Source organism: Hymenobacter sp. NBH84, assembly GCF_014217645.1.
GTDB classification, from domain to species: Bacteria; Bacteroidota; Bacteroidia; order Cytophagales; family Hymenobacteraceae; genus Hymenobacter; species Hymenobacter profundi.
In genome coordinates this window covers 2,181,265-2,197,754 of the sequence record NZ_CP043644.1, presented here as the reverse complement: position 1 = coordinate 2,197,754, position 16,490 = coordinate 2,181,265, and the positions used below count along the sequence as shown (strand labels likewise).

16 protein-coding genes are annotated in these 16,490 nt (G+C 57.3%); 9 read left to right on the top strand and 7 right to left on the bottom strand.

The window, feature by feature from the left end:
• The first annotated feature begins 18 nt into the window (after positions 1-18).
• The 4 genes from F1C16_RS09230 (at position 19) to F1C16_RS09215 (ending at position 2,347) form a co-directional block, all read left to right on the top strand.
• Complete coding sequence (locus F1C16_RS09230; RefSeq protein WP_258049091.1) at positions 19-885, top strand: diacylglycerol kinase family protein; 867 nt, start codon at positions 19-21, stop codon at positions 883-885.
• A gap of 111 nt (positions 886-996) precedes the next feature.
• Positions 997-1,341 carry a translation initiation factor gene (locus F1C16_RS09225; protein ID WP_185284033.1) on the top strand — a complete coding sequence of 115 codons (345 nt, stop codon included), beginning with the start codon at positions 997-999 and terminating at the stop codon, positions 1,339-1,341.
• A 35-nt stretch (positions 1,342-1,376) separates the two neighbouring features.
• A complete protein-coding gene (locus tag F1C16_RS09220; protein ID WP_185284032.1) occupies positions 1,377-1,946 on the top strand; it encodes an HPP family protein in 570 nt (189 codons plus the stop codon).
• Entirely contained in the window at positions 1,943-2,347 is a 405-nt protein-coding gene (locus F1C16_RS09215) for a DUF1622 domain-containing protein (RefSeq protein WP_185284031.1), read from the top strand. Before F1C16_RS09220 ends, F1C16_RS09215 begins: the two co-directional genes overlap by 4 nt.
• Positions 2,348-2,484: 137 nt before the next feature.
• On the opposite strand, the gene kdsB is transcribed toward F1C16_RS09215, so the two are convergent.
• Entirely contained in the window at positions 2,485-3,231 is a 747-nt protein-coding gene (gene kdsB, locus F1C16_RS09210) for a 3-deoxy-manno-octulosonate cytidylyltransferase (protein WP_185284030.1), read from the bottom strand.
• Positions 3,232-3,408: 177 nt separating this feature from the next.
• On the opposite strand from kdsB, the gene F1C16_RS09205 reads away from it, so the two are divergent.
• The 4 genes from F1C16_RS09205 to F1C16_RS09190 all read left to right on the top strand — a co-directional run bounded on the left by F1C16_RS09205 (position 3,409) and on the right by F1C16_RS09190 (position 8,952).
• Positions 3,409-4,395 carry a LysM peptidoglycan-binding domain-containing protein gene (locus tag F1C16_RS09205; RefSeq protein WP_185284029.1) on the top strand — a complete coding sequence of 329 codons (987 nt, stop codon included), beginning with the start codon at positions 3,409-3,411 and terminating at the stop codon, positions 4,393-4,395.
• 226 nt (positions 4,396-4,621) lie between these two features.
• A complete protein-coding gene (locus tag F1C16_RS09200) occupies positions 4,622-5,404 on the top strand; it encodes a TIGR02757 family protein (protein WP_185284028.1) in 783 nt (260 codons plus the stop codon).
• A 221-nt stretch (positions 5,405-5,625) separates the two neighbouring features.
• Entirely contained in the window at positions 5,626-6,249 is a 624-nt protein-coding gene (locus F1C16_RS09195; RefSeq protein ID WP_185284027.1) for a DUF4136 domain-containing protein, read from the top strand.
• Between the two features lie 255 nt (positions 6,250-6,504).
• Positions 6,505-8,952, top strand: a complete 2,448-nt coding sequence (locus F1C16_RS09190) for an endonuclease MutS2 (protein ID WP_185284026.1) — start codon at positions 6,505-6,507, stop codon at positions 8,950-8,952.
• A 225-nt stretch (positions 8,953-9,177) separates the two neighbouring features.
• Here the strand turns inward: F1C16_RS09190 and F1C16_RS09185 are convergent, their stop codons facing one another.
• The 6 genes from F1C16_RS09185 to F1C16_RS09160 all read right to left on the bottom strand — a co-directional run bounded on the left by F1C16_RS09185 (position 9,178) and on the right by F1C16_RS09160 (position 15,077).
• The gene (locus F1C16_RS09185) at positions 9,178-10,161 is read right to left on the bottom strand and encodes a mechanosensitive ion channel family protein (RefSeq protein WP_185284025.1); all 984 of its coding nucleotides are present in this window, start codon (positions 10,159-10,161) and stop codon (positions 9,178-9,180) included.
• Positions 10,162-10,265: 104 nt separating this feature from the next.
• The gene (gene murB, locus F1C16_RS09180) at positions 10,266-11,297 is read right to left on the bottom strand and encodes a UDP-N-acetylmuramate dehydrogenase (protein ID WP_185284024.1); all 1,032 of its coding nucleotides are present in this window, start codon (positions 11,295-11,297) and stop codon (positions 10,266-10,268) included.
• Between the two features lie 262 nt (positions 11,298-11,559).
• Positions 11,560-12,957, bottom strand: coding sequence for a sugar MFS transporter (locus F1C16_RS09175; RefSeq protein ID WP_185284023.1), 1,398 nt, complete (start codon positions 12,955-12,957; stop codon positions 11,560-11,562).
• 132 nt (positions 12,958-13,089) lie between these two features.
• Positions 13,090-13,506, bottom strand: coding sequence for a DUF1810 domain-containing protein (locus tag F1C16_RS09170; RefSeq protein WP_185284022.1), 417 nt, complete (start codon positions 13,504-13,506; stop codon positions 13,090-13,092).
• 6 nt (positions 13,507-13,512) lie between these two features.
• Positions 13,513-13,950: a hypothetical protein gene (locus F1C16_RS09165; RefSeq protein ID WP_185284021.1), complete on the bottom strand. Its 438-nt coding sequence runs from the start codon at positions 13,948-13,950 to the stop codon at positions 13,513-13,515.
• Between the two features lie 149 nt (positions 13,951-14,099).
• Positions 14,100-15,077 (bottom strand): hypothetical protein, encoded by a 978-nt coding sequence (locus F1C16_RS09160; protein WP_185284020.1) that lies wholly within the window; start codon positions 15,075-15,077, stop codon positions 14,100-14,102.
• Positions 15,078-15,313: 236 nt separating this feature from the next.
• Here F1C16_RS09160 and F1C16_RS09155 point away from each other — a divergent pair, with 236 nt between their 5' ends.
• Positions 15,314-16,468 (top strand): class I SAM-dependent RNA methyltransferase, encoded by a 1,155-nt coding sequence (locus tag F1C16_RS09155; RefSeq protein ID WP_258049089.1) that lies wholly within the window; start codon positions 15,314-15,316, stop codon positions 16,466-16,468.
• The last annotated feature ends 22 nt before the right edge of the window (positions 16,469-16,490 follow it).

Below are 16,490 nucleotides of genomic sequence, written 5' to 3'. Positions count from 1 at the left end.
AACTCACTACTCACCACCTTGCGCATCTGTTTTATTTTGAATCCAATGTCCGGCACCAATCGTCGGCAAGATGTGGCGGGCCTGCTGGCGCGCTACCTCGACCCGGCGCGGGTGACCTACGAAGTGCGTCACACCGAGTATGCCGGCCACGCCGTGCTGCTGGCCCGCGAAGCTGCCGAAGCCGGCTGCCGGGTGGTAGTGGCCGTGGGGGGCGATGGCACGGTGAACGAGGTAGGACGGGGGCTGCTGGGTACGGGGGCTGCACTGGGCATCTTGCCCCGCGGTTCCGGCAACGGCCTGGCTCGCCACCTGCACGTGCCGCTGGGGCTGTCGGCGGCCATTAAGCGCCTGAATGCGCCGGAATTTCAACGTATTGACGTGGGCTGCATCAATGGGCACCAGTTTTTCTGCACGGCGGGGGTAGGGTTCGACGCGCACGTGAGTAAGTGCTTTGCCGTGGCCGGCACCCGCGGGCTGGCTACCTACGTGAAGGTAGCCCTGCACGAATACCGCCACTACCAGCCCACGCCGGTACAGGTGCATTTTGCCGATAACGTGCTGCAAACCAACTGCTATGTGCTGGCCTTTGCCAACGCCGCGCAGTACGGCAACAATGCCTACATCGCCCCGAATGCCAACATCCAGGATGGTCTACTGGATCTATGCCTCATTGATGCGCTACCCTTGTTGCGGGCCGTGCGCGTGGGGGTAGGGCTGGCGCTGGGCAATCTGCCTACCTCGAGCGCTGCCGTATACCACACCGCGCAGCAGGTACGGGTAGAAGCCGCCCAGCCGCTCGGCTTCCACGTAGATGGCGATTATAAAGGAGAAGCCATCCACTTTGCCGTGGAGCTGACGCCATTGGCGCTGGAAGTGGCTGTTTGAAAATAATGTAGTGGTGCGTTTGATATTTTGGTTGCACGAACTACGCCATTTTCCCAAACCGTGCAGCCAGAACATCAAACGCACTACTTTCCCATTTCATAACTTCACCCTATGAAAGCCGACAAGAAGAGACCTGAAGGAGTTGTGTATTCCACCAACGCCGATTTTGCTTATCAATACAATGACGAAGCTGTAGTAACGACGCTGCCGCCCCAGCAGCAAAATCTGCGCGTGCAGCTCGACAAAAAAGCCCGTGCCGGCAAACAAGTCACACTCGTAACCGGCTTCGTAGGTACTGATGCCGACCTGCAAACCCTGGGCAAACTGCTGAAAACAAAGTGCGGGGTAGGCGGCAATGCCAAAGACGGCGAAATCCTCATCCAGGGCGACTTTCGCGATAAAGTGATGGCTGTGCTACTAGCTACCGGCTACAAGGCAAAAAAGGCAGGCGGCTAAACCAGCCTTGCCCGTGGGCGTATGCATAAGCCAGTATGCCCCCCTCTGCTCCCTCTCAACAATCAACCGCTCCGCTTGCCGATGCACCGTCCCGTGGCGTAGGCCGCAAGCGTCTGAGCGTGCGCGCCGAGCTGCTGTTAGCCTTGCTACCCACGGCTACAGTGCTGGCGGTACTGGCCTTGGTGGAGGTATATAGCCACCAGCGGCTGCTGTTTGCCTCTTTGGCTTCCAGTGCTTTTCTTATCTACCTCGACCCCGAGCACGCCACCAACAGCGGCCGTACGCTGCTGCTCTCGCAGTGCGCGGCAGCGCTGGCAGGTTTTGGCTTCTACGCGTGGCTGGGGCCGGGCTACCTCCCCGCTGCACTGGCCATGCTTACGGTTATCGGGCTGATGGTGGTGCTGGACGCAGTGCACCCGCCGGCCGTATCCACGGCTCTCAGCTTCGCCTTTCAGGGGCAAAAGGCCGATAACCTGTTGCTATTCGGGGCTGCCGTGGGGCTGATTCTGGTGCTCGTGGCTCTGCAACGGGGTTCAGTTTGGCTGTTGCGCCGCCTTACCCGTACGTCTTCTGCTGCCGCCGCGGCCCTTACCCAACCACAATGATTGCTACCCCCGAAAGTCTGGGAGTCGAAGGCTCCGTAATTGCTGCCGTACAATGGATCAAGCTGGCCGTAGAGGCCATTGGAGCAGCTATTATTGCGCTGGGCGTGCTCATAGCAGGCAGCCAGTTTGTGTTGGCTCTCCTGCGGCGACAAACGGCCAACTTCAACGCCATCCGCTTGATGCTGGCTCGCTACCTGGCCGTAGCCCTGGAGTTTGAGCTAGGCGCCGACGTGCTGAGTACCGCCATTGCGCCCGGCTGGGAACAAATCGGTAAGCTAGGCGCCATTGCCGTTATCCGTACTGCCCTCAACTATTTCCTATCTATTGAGATGAAAGAGGAAAGCGCTTCTGAGCAGGAAAAGAAAGTAGCCGCCCAAGCATCGGGGAGCGAAGGAGGGTAGGAAGGTGTGAGCTGAAAATATGTCATCCTGAGCTTGCGAAGGACCTTCTCACATCTGTACGACAAGCGCACAAGTACCAACGACCCGTTCTAGCGTAAGAAGGTCTTTCGCGAGCTCAGGAGGACAGTTCTACTTTCTTATTCTCCTAAAATCTGTGCTAAGGCGCGAATTACATCTTCCGGCGTGTCGATGCCCAGGGTAGCCAACTCAGTTTCAGCAGTGCGGATGCGGTAGCCGTGTTCCAGCCACCGCAGTTGCTCTAGGCTCTCGGCTATTTCGAGGGGGGAAGGGGGTAGGCGAGTTAGCTCGGCCAGCACGGCGGGGCGGTAGGCGTAGAGGCCAATGTGGCGCAGGTAGTGGTGGTAAGCCAGCCAGTCGGCGGGGTTGTGCTGGCGCTGGTAGGGTAGGGGGTGGCGGCTGAAGTACAGCGCTTCGCCTCGCGTATTCAGCACCACTTTGGGCAAGTGCGGGCTGCGTAGTTCCTCCTCGCTCACCACATGTTTCACCAGCGTGCCAATTTGCGTTTCCGCATCGGCAAACAAATCCAGCAACAGGTTGATTTGCGCGGGATGAATAAACGGCTCGTCGCCCTGAATATTCACTACGCAGTCGGCCGTTTCGCCCAGCTGCTGGTAGGCTTCGTACACGCGGTCGGTGCCGCTGGGATGGTCGGAGGAAGTCAGCACGGCTTCACCCCCAAAATCCAGCACGTGCTGGTGGATGCGGGCATCGTCGGTGGCTACTACCACGCGGCTCAGGTGGGCTTGCCGGGCCTGGTTCACCACCCGCTGAATCATGGACTGACCACCCAGGTCAATCAGTGGCTTGCCGGGTAGGCGGGTAGAAGCATAGCGGGCCGGAATGATACCAATGGCGTGTAGCATGGGCGGGAGGGTAGAGAAAATCAGAAACGACGCAAAATAAGCACCTTTCCGCCCGCGTTTCCTACCATAGAATGGTACTGTGCGGAGATTAATCTTTATCTTTCGGCCTTATTACGGGTAAAAAGCGTGGGCTGGAGCGTGAGGTTGCCCGGTGCTCTTTTCCACGATATAGTTGTTATGATTCGTCTTTCCTTTTTGTTGGTGCTACTTGTAGGTGCAAGCCGTGCTGTTTGTGCCACTACATTGCCGCCGGCCGCGCTGCCCGATTCTATTGGGGTTGAATACCGGGGCAACAAAATGCTGATCAAGCACCTGGTAACCGCCGGCGAAACGCTGTATGGCTTGTCGCGACGTTACAAGGTGACGGTGGAAAGCATTGTAGAGGCCAACCCACAGTTGCAGGGTGCCTTGGTGAAAGGCCAGGTGGTGCTGGTGCCCCGCACCCGCGTGGTACTCACGCCTGCTCCTGCTACCCGCGCCACGGCTGCTGCATCCTCTGCCGCAACGCCTGCTGCTCGTGCCCTACCCACCGACGCTCGCGGCAACCACGTGTATACCGTGAAGCCAGGCCAGACGCTGTTTTCCATTGCCCAACGCTACGGGGTGAGCACTACGGAGCTGATTCGGCTGAACCGCCTGCCCGCGTCGGGTGTCGTGAATGCCAACCAGACGCTGATTATTGTGCCGGCCGCCGCTGGCAGCGTGGCTGCGGCCAAGCCGGCGCCTACCCGGCCCGCGCCAACGGTGGTAGCGCCACCGGCCGCTGCTGCCGCGCCCCGCCCCGAAGACCCCGACCGCAACCGCCCGAAGGAAACTCTAGCGCCGGCGCCCACTGAAACCGCCACCACTGACGGCCCCGAGGAGGAACGGGCCCCCGAGCACGCCAGCGAAATTGTGAGCCGCGTGCGCGAAAGCGGCTTAGCTGCCATCATCGAAGGCTCTACCACCGAGAAGTACTTAGCCCTACACAAAACCGCGCCGGTGGGCACCATTATGCAAGTGCGCAACATTATGAATGGCCAGTCGGTGTACGTGCGCGTCATCGGCCACCTGCCCGACACTGGCGACAACGCCAATATGCTGGTGCGCCTCTCACCCCGCGCCGTGCAGCGCCTCGTCACCCCCGACCAGCGCTTCCGCGTCGAAACTTCCTACGTGCCGTAAAGAGTGATTGAGTGGGAGAGTAACTGAGTGCATGCTCAAGAAGGCTTCTTAATCACTCAGAATCTGTTTGCGTTAAATCGGTGGGCCGTTGACAGGGTGTAGAGACGCATACTTGCGTCTCATCGTTGAACGATTTCGTGGATATGGCGCATGCAATGAGACGCAAGTATGCGTCTCTATACGTTTGTATTTAACTCAAACAGGCTCTCAGTCAGTCTATTATTACATGAACACCGCCCAACTGCGGGATTTTCTGGAGGAGCACTACGACCGCTACGACCAGCCCGCTTTCATCGACAACGACCCCATCAGCCTGCCGCACCGTTTCACGCAGAAGCAGGATATTGAAATCAGTGGGCTGTTTGCGGCGCTGCTAGCCTGGGGGCAGCGCAAAACTATCATCAGCAAAACCAGCGAGCTGCTGCGCCGCATGGACGACGCTCCCCACCAGTTCGTGTTGCATCACTCCGACGAGGACCTGAAGCAGCTGCTGGGCTTTTGTCACCGCACGTTCTGCGATACGGACCTGCTGTATTTCGTGCACTGGCTGCGGTGGTACTACCAGCAGCACGCGTCGTTGGAGGATGCGTTTTTGCACGGCGCCACGCAAAAGGAGCGGTTACAAAATTTTCACAATCTATTCTTCAGCCTTGATGACGCACCTCAGCGCACCCGCAAGCACGTGGCTACTCCGGCCCGCGGTTCGGCTTGCAAACGCGTGAATATGTACCTGCGCTGGATGGTGCGCCCCGACGCGCGTGGCGTGGATTTTGGTCTTTGGACGCGCCTCGCGCCTGCCGACCTTATTTGCCCCTGCGACGTGCACGTAGAGCGCATTGCCCGCCGCCTGGGCCTCATGACGCGCACCCTTGTAGATTGGCAAGCTGCCGAAGACCTCACGACTCACCTACGCACATTCGACCCAAAAGACCCCGTGAAGTACGATTTTGCGCTATTTGGACTAGGTGTGGAAGAAAAGCTAGCAAACAAGCAACGAGCAGCTTTATAGCAGGCAATTGCTTGAATAATCTCATCGCCGTTAAGTGCTGGTAACAGCCATTATAATGCGATAAACAGCATATATAGCTTCTGCTTCAGAAGGCAAAATAGCGTCTAATTATAATGGTATAATTCCGTTGAAATATTATAAAATATTGTCATATTTTAAACGATATAGATTGCTCAGCGTAAATAAAGTATAGATATTTTTTCACAAAAACGCTGAAAATCATGAAAATAACTTCTTTATTCCTCGCTTGTGGATTAGCCGCCGGTATAGCTGGCTGCTCCGGTTCCGAATCGGCAGTAGTAGTAGGTAGCGACGAACGTGGCGATGCCAACCAAACTGCTACCCCGTACAGTAGCGTGTCTACTACTGATAACTCCGACGCTGTAGATTTCACGAAGTACAAAACGTATTCCTGGGCCTCGCAGGTGCGCGATGAGGCCAATACGGTGTACTTTCTCAACGACTTGGTATTCAAAGCTATGGTGCGCGACGCCGTGGACCATGAAATGGTTTCGCGGGGCTACACGTACTCGCCTAGCGGCGGCGACCTGCTGCTGAACTTTCGGGTATTCGACCAGCCTACTGAAATCAGATCCAACGAAAATCTAGGCACCGGTTACTGGGGTGCCAACGAAACCTACGCCTATAATACACGCAACCAAGTGAAACTGGATCGGGGTAGTATCTTGGTACAGATGATTGACCGCAACAAAAGTGTAGAAGTGTGGCAGGGCTATGCTTCTGGTCTAACTAACGGTAACGCTTTTGATAAAGACAAAAACAAAGTGTACACAGCCGTCGGGCAGATATTTAATAAATACGAATACCGCGGCGACAAACTGTAGTTGCTTGCTGCCAGGTAGTTATATGAATAAAAGGCCAGTGCTAATGCACTGGCCTTTTGCTTTGTGCTGCATCGTGGTGACGATGCACTTATGAAAGAGCTGACCGGTACACGGCCCGTCCGGAAGAAACGTTGTGCCCTACCCAGCTGCGTCGCCGTAAAAACCACGCTATATATCGTGCAAAGCGAATCTTTCTGCCATGCATCGGTGTTTATCTTTGTACGTTCTATCAAAATCGCAACGCGCACTTTACTATTGATTTTTCCGAATAACTTCGAACATAAAATAGGCTTCTCGCAGCTGCGGGAGCTACTGGACTCCTTCTGCCTGAGCCCATTGGGCCGGCAGTTTGTGGCCAAAATGCAGTTTCAGACCAAGCACGATCAGCTGCTGAAGCTGCTCCAGCAAACCGACGAATTTCGCCAGCTGTTGCAATCGGGCGCCGATTTTCCCGGTCAGCACTACCACGATGTGCACCCGCACTTGGTGCGCGCCAACCTGCCCGGCGCCTACCTTGATGTAACGGCGTTTTTCGCCATCAAAATGTCGTTGCGGACTATTCGGGAGGCGCTGGTATTTTTTGTGCACGCCGAGGAGGGGCTATATCCTACCCTACGCCTGCTGGGCATCGGGGTGCAGGTAGACCGCAACCTGCTGGCTACCTTAGACAAGGTAGTGGACGACGACGGCCACGTGCGCGATAATGCTTCGCCGCTGCTGTTCCAGCTACGCCAGGAGCTGATCAATCGCCAGGGAATGCTGCGTAAGCAGATTGCGGGCGTGTTGCGCCACGCCCGCGAGCAAGGCTGGGTGCCCGATGGGGCTGAGCCGACCATTCGGGGTGGGCGCTTGGTGCTGCCGGTGCTAGCCGAGCACAAGCGCCGCGTGAAAGGCCTAATCCACGATGAATCGGCGACGGGCCAGACGGTGTATATCGAGCCGGAAGCGGTGTTCGAGCTGAACAACGACATCAAGGACCTAGACAATGCCTACCAGCGCGAGCTGATTCGCATCTTGACCTCGCTCACCGACCAGCTCCGCCCGCACATTCCCGACCTGCGCAAGGCCTACCAGTACCTGGGGCTGATTGATTTCATTCGAGCCAAAGCCCGCTTGGCGCAGCGCCTGGAGGCCACGCTGCCTACCCTGCATCCGCGCCCGCTCATGCAGTGGCGCACGGTGCGCCACCCGCTGCTGTACCTCGCGTTTCAGGAGCAGAGTAAGAAGAAACGCAACAGTGACGAGCCGCAGGAGGCGCCCCGCGAGGTGGTGCCGCTGGATATCGACCTGACGCCGGAGCAGCGGATTCTGCTGATTTCGGGGCCGAATGCCGGGGGTAAGTCCGTGGCCATGAAGACGGTAGGGCTGGTGCAGTACATGCTGCAATGCGGGCTGCTGATTCCGGCCGATGGCACCTCCGAGGCGGGCGTGTTTGAGGACGTGTTTCTGGACATCGGCGACGAGCAGAGCCTGGAAAACGACCTGAGCACGTACTCTTCGCACTTGCTGAACATGAAGCAGTTTCTGCTGTTTGCCGGCAAGCGCAGCCTAATCCTGATTGACGAATTTGGTACCGGTACTGAGCCCGTATTGGGCGGCGCCATTGCCGAAGCCGTGCTAAATCAACTCAATCAGGTGCGGGCGTTTGGGGTAGTCACCACCCACTACACTAACCTCAAGAACTTCGCTGAGCGCACCGCGGGCATCGTAAACGGCGCCATGCGCTACGACCCCGAGCAGCTGCAACCGCTCTACCGCCTGGAAATCGGTAAGCCGGGCTCGTCGTTTGCCATCGAGATTGCGCGCAAAATTGGGTTGCCCAAGCAGATTGTGGAGCGCGCTACCCAGCTGGTAGGCAAGGATAAAATCCGCTACGACCGCCTGCTCGAAGGCCTCGAAAAAGAGAAAACCGAGTTGGAGCAGCGTACCGCCGAAGCCACGAAGCAGGAGCGCCGCCTGAAGAAAGCGGCTCAGGAATATCAGGACCTGAAGCGCTACCTCGAAGAAACCCAGCTCGACGTACTGCGCGACGCCAAGCAGAAAGCCAAAGCGCTGCTGAAAGACACCAATCAGCAGATTGAGGCGACTATCACCGAAATCCGCCGCTCGCAGGCCGAGAAGGAGCAGACCAAGGAGGCTCGCCAAAAGCTCGATACGTTTGTGCGCGAAAAGCTACAAATCGAGCCGCCCAAGCCTCGCCCTACCCGAGAAATGGCCGACGCCGCTACCCTAAAGGCCGGCGACCGGGTAGCTCTGCTGGGGCAGGAAGGCCACGGCGAAATCATCGGGGTGAAAGGCAAAAACGCCGAGGTGCTATTCGGTGGGATGAAAACCTTCGTGAAGGTGAGCCAGCTCGAAAAGCTGAGCCGGGCCGAAGTGCGCGAGCGGGAGAAGAAGGCCGAAAAAGCCGTGTACTCCGGTGCCGGCGCGGGCATGGACCTCACGGGTCGCATGGCCGATTTCAGCCCTACCCTCGACCTACGCGGCGAGCGGGCCGAGGACGCTCTGCACAAAGTAATGGCCTTCGTAGACGACGCCGTGATGTTCGGCATCCCCGAAATCAAGGTGTTGCACGGCCGTGGCAATGGCATCTTGCGCCAAGTGGTGCGCGACTACCTCCGCTCCGTGCGCAGCATTGCCACTGTGGGCGACGAGCACGCCGACCGCGGCGGCGACGGCGTAACGCTGGCCGTGTTGAAGTAAACGGGTAGGAAAATACGTAACACCTTCATGATGAGAATGTTGCGCATCAAGCAAGTGACGTAGCGGAGTTGAAGTATCTCGCGTGCTCCCGGTAATTTCCTGACGTTTGGGATTAGTGTAGCACGCGAGATGCTTCGGCAAGCTCAGCATGACGTTCTATCTCAACCAAAAGGCCCCACGCTTACAGGAAGCGTGGGGCCTTTTGGTTGAGGTAATTCCCGGTTCTTACGCGGGCTTTTCTTCCGCAGCGGGTTGGGTAGCCGCTGCTTGCTCTCGCGCCTCTTGCTCCACCACGCGGGCAGGGCGGGGCACGTCGCCGTTGCCGGCGGGCCAGCCTTCGCGCTGGGCGCGCCGGTCACCGTCGGTTTCTTCGGTCTGGTCGTGCAGCAGGATTTGCTGGGTAGGGAAAGGCAGGTCGATGCCATTGAGCACCAACTTGTTTTTGATGGCCTCCAACACGCCGTCCATCGATTCCATGTAGTCGGAGCGGCGGGGTGGGTTGATCCACCAACGAGCGCGCAGGTTCACGGTACTGTCGGCCAAATCTACCACTAAGGCTTCTGGGGCCGGGTCAGAAAGCACGCCTTCTACCTCGCGCATGGCCTCCAGCATCAGTTGGCGCGCCTTGGCAATGTCGTCGCCGTAGCCAATGCCTACGTCGTATTGCAGGCGGCGCTTTTCGTAGGCCGTGTTTACGGTTACGGAGTTGATAAAAAGTTCGGCGTTTGGAATCACTACCCGACGGCCATCGTAGGTTTTGATTGTGGTGGCGCGGGTCTGAATGGTTTCGACAGTGCCCTCAAAATCTTTGTATTTAATCTGGTCGTTGATTTTGAACGGTTCGGTAAGCAGAAGCAGAATACCCGCCAGGAAATTCTGGAAGATGTCTTTGAACGCAAAGCCAATGGCCACGCCGCCTACCCCCAGCGCGCTGATGAGCGTGGTAGGGGTGAAGCTGGGAATCATGACGGTGAACGTGACCAGAATGCCAACAATCAGCATAAACACGTAGGCCAGCCGGCTTAGTAGCAGCGTCAGGCTTTGGCTTTGCTGGCGGCTGGCCGTCACTTTCCGAACCAGCGACCGGACGCCGCTGGCAATAAACAGGAAGATAACGAAGACAACAATCCCCAGAATCAGGTTGGGTAGCAGGGCCATAAAATCCCTGCCCATGGCATTTATCTTCTGCCAGGCAATAGAAAAATTCATAGAAATACGCACTGGTAACCTGCCAGCAGCATAGCGGGCAGTTGGTAGGAGCTTGACAGTAGACACGTAAGTTGCCGCTCCAGGGTTACCAGCAGGGACTTCTGCTACATGATATTCACCTCGGGGTGCAGCTCCACGCCAAACTTGGCCCGCACCGACGCAATAATCTCATACGCCAGCGCTTGAATATCGGCGCCGCGTGCCGCGCCGTGGTTTACCAGCACCAGCGCCTGCCGGTCGTGCACGCCGTAGTCGCCGCGGCGGTGGCCTTTCCAGCCGCTGTGCTCAATCAGCCAGGCTGCGGGCACCTTCACGCCGCCGGGCACGGGGTAGCCGGGCAGGTCGGGGTAGGCGGCTTTCAACTCGTCGTATTTGTGCTGGGAGAGTTCGGGGTTTTTGAAGAACGAGCCGGCGTTGCCGATTTCGGCAGGGTCGGGGAGCTTGCTGCGGCGGATGCTAATAATCGCCTCGCTCACTTGGCGGGGGGTAGGGTCCGTGTCGATGCCCATGTCCTGCAAGGTAGTAGCAATGGCCCCGTAGCTAACGTTGAGCCGAGCCTCGCGCAGCAGGCGAAATACCACGCTGGTCACAATAAACTGGTTTTTCAGCGGACCTTTGAACACGCTTTCGCGGTAGCCGAAGCCGCAGGCAGCCCGGTCGAACGTACGCACCGCGCCGGTGCTGATTTCCATGGCTTCCAGGTACTCAAAGGTATCCTGCAACTCGGCACCGTAGGCCCCAATGTTTTGCAGCGGTGCGGCGCCCACCGTGCCCGGAATCAGCGACAGATTCTCAATCCCACTCAGGTCCTGATCCAAGGCAAACTGCACCAGCCCGTGCCACGACTCGCCCGCTCCGGCCCGCACCAGCGCCGTGCCGCTGGCCGTATCTTCCTCCGTAATCTCTAGCCCGCGAATCTCGTTTTTGAGCACCACCCCCTCGAAGTCCTTGGTGAAAAGCAGGTTGCTCCCGCCACCGAGAATGAGCTTCTCCGCTTGTTGCACGTCGGGTAGTTGCAGCAGCGCCCGCAGCTCCTCCGTGCTGGCAAAGCGAGCAAACAGCCGGGCGTGAGCATCAATGCCGAAGGTGTTGTAAGGGCGAAGAGAAACGTTGGTTTCGAGGGTAGGAGTACGCATAGCGCAAAGATAAGCCGTAACGCGAACCGGCGCTTTATCCAAACGTGCGCTAGCATTTAGAAGCTAGCTAAAAAGGTTTCCAGAACGGTGTAGAGACGCATACTTGCGTCTCGTCGTTAAACGATTTCGGCCACACAACGCGGCTGATAAGACGCATCCTTGCATCCCGTCATTGAACGATTCCGGCTACACGGCGCGGCTGATGATACGCAAGTATGCGTCTCTACTACCAAACAGCCCCTTGGCAACGCTACGTTGCGCGCTACCGCACCCGGTAGCCACTCACTGCATAGAACAGCAAGTAGGCGTAGCACAGCGCAGGTATGATGAAGGCGATGCGTAGCCCGCCGCCGCTGGTAGCAATGAAGCCCATGAGGGGCGGAATGATAGCGCCACCCACAATGGCCATAATCAGGTAAGACGAACCTTGTTTGGTGAATGCCCCCAACCCTTTGATAGCCAGCGGGAAGATAACCGGCCATATAATGGAGTTCATCAGGCCGCATAGCACAATCAGCCACAGGGCCGTTTCGCCGGCCATGAGCACCGACGCGAGCACCAGTCCTACCCCCATGGTGCACACCCCTACCAATAGAAAACGGTCGTTGAAGCGGCGCAGCAGCGGAATGCCCACAATGCGCCCTACCATCGACCCAAACCAGTAGGAGGCCACCAGCACGGCTCCCACCGCTTTGGTGAAGCCAGCGGTAGTGTCAATCGGATCGGGAGCCTGGCCGAACAGGGCAGCTGCCCAGCCCGTAGCCGCGCTCAGGCCGCGTACCAACTGCTGCGTGAAGCTGCTCAGCTGCGTTATGCCGTGCGACTCGCCGTAGCGAATCAAGAAAGAGCCTAGGCCTACTTCTACACCCACGTACAGGAAAATAGCCCCAATGCCCAGCACCAAATGGCGAAAATCCAGCGCCGAGCGACGGCCGGCCACTGGCGCCGCCACAGCTTCGGTTTCATCCACCGGAATGCTGTCGATTTCAGGCAGCTTCAGCAGAAAAAACACGCCTGCCAGCACCACTAGGAAAATAGCCAAACCCAGGTAGGGCGTTTTCACCAGCGCCGATTCTTCGGCCAGGCGCTGGGCGGTAGGTAAGGCCGCCAGCCGGGCCTTCAGCACCGCCGAGCCGCCAAACAGCAACAGCCCGCCCACCAGCGGCGACAGGGTGCCGCCCAGGTTATTGGCCACGCCCACAATGCTCACCCGGCTGGCGGCCTGCCGCGCCGGCCCCAGTACCGCCACGTAGGGGTTGGCCGCTACTTGCAGCAGCGTCACGCCCGCGCCCAGCGCCGCCAGGCCCGCCAAAAACAGTCCAAACGCCTGCGTATTAGCGGCCGGAATAAACAGCAACGCCCCGCAGGCCATAATCAGCAGCCCCAGCACAATACCGCGCTTATAGCCTACCTTCTCCAAGATGCGCCCCGCCGGCAACGACATCAGAAAATACGCCCCAAAAAACGCCGACTGTACTGCCGTCGACTCAAAGTCGGTGAGCTGGCACACGTCTTTGAGGTAGGGCATCAGCACGTCGTTGAAGTTCGTGACGGCCCCAAAGAGGAAGAACAAGGCCGTCATGGCGGCCATAGGCACGAAGTAGCTGCCCGTAGTGGCCGCAGCGGCGGTAGGCGAGGAGGTAGTAATGGGAGCAGCCATGCAGGCAAGAATAAGCGACGAAACAACAGAACGGCCCTTGCGGGCCGGGAGTAATGTTACGGAATTTAGGGGTAACTCCTCTACTATGTGGGGCTTGCCGCAAACACTGTGGCTGTGGTGCTATAGCTAGTCTTATCCGTGAAGGAGCCGCTGCGTTTTGTTGTCCTGAGCGCCGTTGAAAAACTTGTCCAGTACGTCCTGAAAAACCGGATTAGTCTTGGGTAGGGAAGCAAACAGCGTCATAGAAGATTTCAGCTTCAGATCATCGGGGCTGCCAAAAACGCTGGTTGCATTGCTGGCACTGAGCTTCAGCAATGCATTGCTGATTTCCAATAATCTGCTTCCCAAAACAGGGTGAGAGAGATACGCCTCGGCTTCTGCTGCGTCTTGTATAGCGTAGAATTTCGACGTTTCGCTGAAGCCTAAGCCTTGTATCTGTGGAAAAATATACCACATCCAATGGCTGCGCTTTCGTCCGTTTTTTATTTCGGATAAGGCAGTTTGGTAGTCGGATTTTTGGGCGTCGAGGAAGCGGGTTAGATTGGGCATATAAAGTTAAGCGCTGGTTTTGTTCATGTGCAACCACCATCTAATGGTGTTCAGCTTGCCTGCTTCGATTTCATTCAAATCTAATTTAGCAAAGGTCTCTTCCAGTTTGCCTATGCCGTAGTTATCTCTCAACCAAAAGGGAAGCTGTTCAACACTCTTATCCCAATTTTTTAAAACTCTTAGGAGAACTTCTTTTAAGTCTTTGCAAGACTTGGGATTAATGGTTTCTAGAATCTTTCCCGCAAATTCTTGCTCCTGCGAATACCTGTCAGTTCGACCTCCATTCTCAAAAATCTGAACGACACCCTCCACAATTACTTCAGGTTCTACTTCTGATAAAATGTGTATTAGCTGTCTAATTCGCAGGTCACCAAATTCTTTAGACTTATCCGAAGAAAGTAAGATTTCATGTTTTACATCACTAGCAGTCTTCGGAAAATTCATGGTAGTTGTAATTGCTCACTCCTAAATCTTTATGAACGCCACTTTAGTAGCTTTTGTATACTTCGTACACTATTAGCATAACGTCAATAGATATTAGGAGTAGTGATATTTTGTTAAGAATACTTCTGCTTCACTCGGAATACCACCCGTTACAGCGGCACGCGCCGCCGCAGCTCCCGATAAGCGGGCATGTCATCCTGCCCCGTCAGCGACTCGAACATGCTGATGAAGGTGCGCACCAGTTCAGGGTCGGCGGTTTGCATAGCGCGGGCGTCGGCTACCCGGTCGAGGTTATACTGGCCCAGAAACACCACTAGGGCGCGGAACGGCTCGTTGGCCTGTGCATCGGCGCGGATAAATAGCTGTAGCGGCAGCACCGAGGTAGCATAGTGCGGCGGTAGTTGCGCCTGGGTTTGATCGGTGTGCTGCGCAGCGGTTTCCTGGAAGGCTTGCTCTACGGCGTGCAACACCCGGTAATGCGCTTGGCGGTGTTCGTTCCACTCGGCGGCTGTGATTTGCAATTCGGGGTGAAATTGCTGCCACACGCCCTGTGTATAGCTGTGAAACAGCGTGTTAGCTTCTTTGGTGGGCGGGAATAGCTCCGAGGTTTCTTCGGTGGTGAGGGTAGCCATATAGAACTCGCGGGCATCGCGGGCACGGTCTACCAGCAGCGCCTGAATGCGGTCGGTGAGGGCCTGTGTCTCGCGTGGGTTGAGCGGAGGCTGGTGGTGGCGGGAGTAGAAAGTGCCAATGGAGGCCGAATCGGTGAGTATGGCCACGTATTCGCTACTCTTGGCATCGTCCAGAAACTTGCGGATTTCGGTCATAATCGGCTGAAAGCCATGGTAGAGCTGGCGGGTAGCGTCGCTGATGGTCGTCACGGCCTTGTCTATATGGCCTTCCACCGCGTTGCTGCGCTCCACTAGCTGCTGCGTTTCCTGACTGATCTGCTGCATTTTTTGTAGGGCCTCGTCGGTTTTGCGGGAGGCATTGTCGGCCGCTTTCCAGCTCTGAAACGCCACGAACAGGGCTAGAAAGGACGCCACACTACCAATAATAGAGTAGTGGGAACCTAACAGATTAGACGCCGCCAGCCCTGCCCCGATCAGCACTAGAAACAGCGCCATGTAAAAAAGGCTACTCTTGTTAGGGTCGAAAAGGAAAGAGGGCCGCATGGGGAAGCGCAAGTGATTGGGTAGGATGAGTAGAGCTATAGCTAGAATTAGAACTAGCTTGAGGCGAGGGTAGCTCTGATTTTAGCTCCCAACGATATGCGAGGTACAAAGTTCGCGCTACTCCCGACCTTTGCGCTTTCACTTATTTCTTTTGCCCTATGGCCAACCGCCGCTCCCGCCCCTTTCCAATGACTGCCACCACCCAATTTGGCCTCGAAGAGATACTGGCCGATGAGCTGTACCAGCTGGGTGCCCACATCGAAAAGGTAGGGCAGCGGGCCGTGGAGTTTAGCGGCGACAAGCAGCTGCTCTACGAAGCCGTGCTATGGTGCCGTACCGCCATGCGGATTCTGGTGCCCTTCGCCGGCTTCTACGCCCGCGACGAGAAAGCTCTCTACCGCGAGGTAGGCCGCATCGACTGGCAGGAGTTTATCGGGGCCGACCAAACCTTCGCCATTACGGCCGTAGTTAATAAGTCGTCGTTCGAGCACTCGCTGTTCGTGGCCCAGCTCACCAAAGATGCCATTGTGGACCAGTTCCGCAACCGCACCGGCCAGCGTCCCAGCGTGGACGTGAAGAACCCCGATATCCGCCTGCACCTGCACATGCTGGAAAACGAGGTGACCCTGAGCCTCGACGCGGCCGGCGACTCGCTGCATCGGCGCGGCTACCGCCAGCAAACTAACGTGGCCCCGCTCAACGAAGTATTGGCTGCCGGCCTGCTGCTGCTCACGGGCTGGGACGGTAAAAAAACGCTCATCGACCCTATGTGTGGCTCGGGAACACTACTTACCGAGGCTGCGCTCATTGCCCAGCGCATTGCGCCGGGCCTCTACCACCAAGGTAAGTTTGGCTTCGAGAATTGGCCCGATTTCGAGGCGGCGCTCTGGGAATCGGTGCAGCTGGACGCCCGCCAGATGCGCCTGGAGGAGCCGCAGGCCTACCTCGCCGGCTCCGATATTTCCCGCGAGTACATCGAACTGGCCCGCGAAAACGTGGACGCCGCCGATCTGGAGGATTTCATTCGCCTGGGTGTGCGCGACGTGGCCGAAGCTAAAGCCCCCGCCAAAGAAGCGCCCGGCATTGTCATCATGAACCCGCCCTACGGGGAGCGGATCGGGCAGGAATCGGAGATGGAGGCCCTTTACAAAACCATTGGCGACACGCTCAAAGCCGGCTTCCAGGGCTACGATGCCTATATCTTCACCGGCAACCTGGAAGCAGCCAAGCGCATCGGCCTGAAAACCTCTCGCCGCGTGCCACTCTACAACGGGCCGATTGAATGCCGATTACTAAAGTACGAGCTGTACCAAGGCTCCCGCAAAGCGGCACGCCCAGAGTAGGGAAGGGGTACTTTTTCCTAGC

Excerpts from the sequence above, each read along its gene's own strand:
- F1C16_RS09225 (WP_185284033.1), top strand. The coding sequence starts at position 997 with ATGAAAGCCGACAAGAAGAGACCTGAAGGAGTTGTGTATTCCACCAAC.
- F1C16_RS09220 (WP_185284032.1), top strand. The coding sequence starts at position 1,377 with ATGCCCCCCTCTGCTCCCTCTCAACAATCAACCGCTCCGCTTGCCGAT.
- F1C16_RS09215 (WP_185284031.1), top strand. The coding sequence starts at position 1,943 with ATGATTGCTACCCCCGAAAGTCTGGGAGTCGAAGGCTCCGTAATTGCT.
- kdsB (WP_185284030.1), bottom strand. The coding sequence starts at position 3,231 with ATGCTACACGCCATTGGTATCATTCCGGCCCGCTATGCTTCTACCCGC.
- F1C16_RS09205 (WP_185284029.1), top strand. The coding sequence starts at position 3,409 with ATGATTCGTCTTTCCTTTTTGTTGGTGCTACTTGTAGGTGCAAGCCGT.
- F1C16_RS09200 (WP_185284028.1), top strand. The coding sequence starts at position 4,622 with ATGAACACCGCCCAACTGCGGGATTTTCTGGAGGAGCACTACGACCGC.
- F1C16_RS09195 (WP_185284027.1), top strand. The coding sequence starts at position 5,626 with ATGAAAATAACTTCTTTATTCCTCGCTTGTGGATTAGCCGCCGGTATA.
- F1C16_RS09185 (WP_185284025.1), bottom strand. The coding sequence starts at position 10,161 with ATGAATTTTTCTATTGCCTGGCAGAAGATAAATGCCATGGGCAGGGAT.
- murB (WP_185284024.1), bottom strand. The coding sequence starts at position 11,297 with ATGCGTACTCCTACCCTCGAAACCAACGTTTCTCTTCGCCCTTACAAC.
- F1C16_RS09175 (WP_185284023.1), bottom strand. The coding sequence starts at position 12,957 with ATGGCTGCTCCCATTACTACCTCCTCGCCTACCGCCGCTGCGGCCACT.
- F1C16_RS09170 (WP_185284022.1), bottom strand. The coding sequence starts at position 13,506 with ATGCCCAATCTAACCCGCTTCCTCGACGCCCAAAAATCCGACTACCAA.
- F1C16_RS09165 (WP_185284021.1), bottom strand. The coding sequence starts at position 13,950 with ATGAATTTTCCGAAGACTGCTAGTGATGTAAAACATGAAATCTTACTT.
- F1C16_RS09160 (WP_185284020.1), bottom strand. The coding sequence starts at position 15,077 with ATGGCGCTGTTTCTAGTGCTGATCGGGGCAGGGCTGGCGGCGTCTAAT.
- F1C16_RS09155 (WP_258049089.1), top strand. The coding sequence starts at position 15,314 with ATGACTGCCACCACCCAATTTGGCCTCGAAGAGATACTGGCCGATGAG.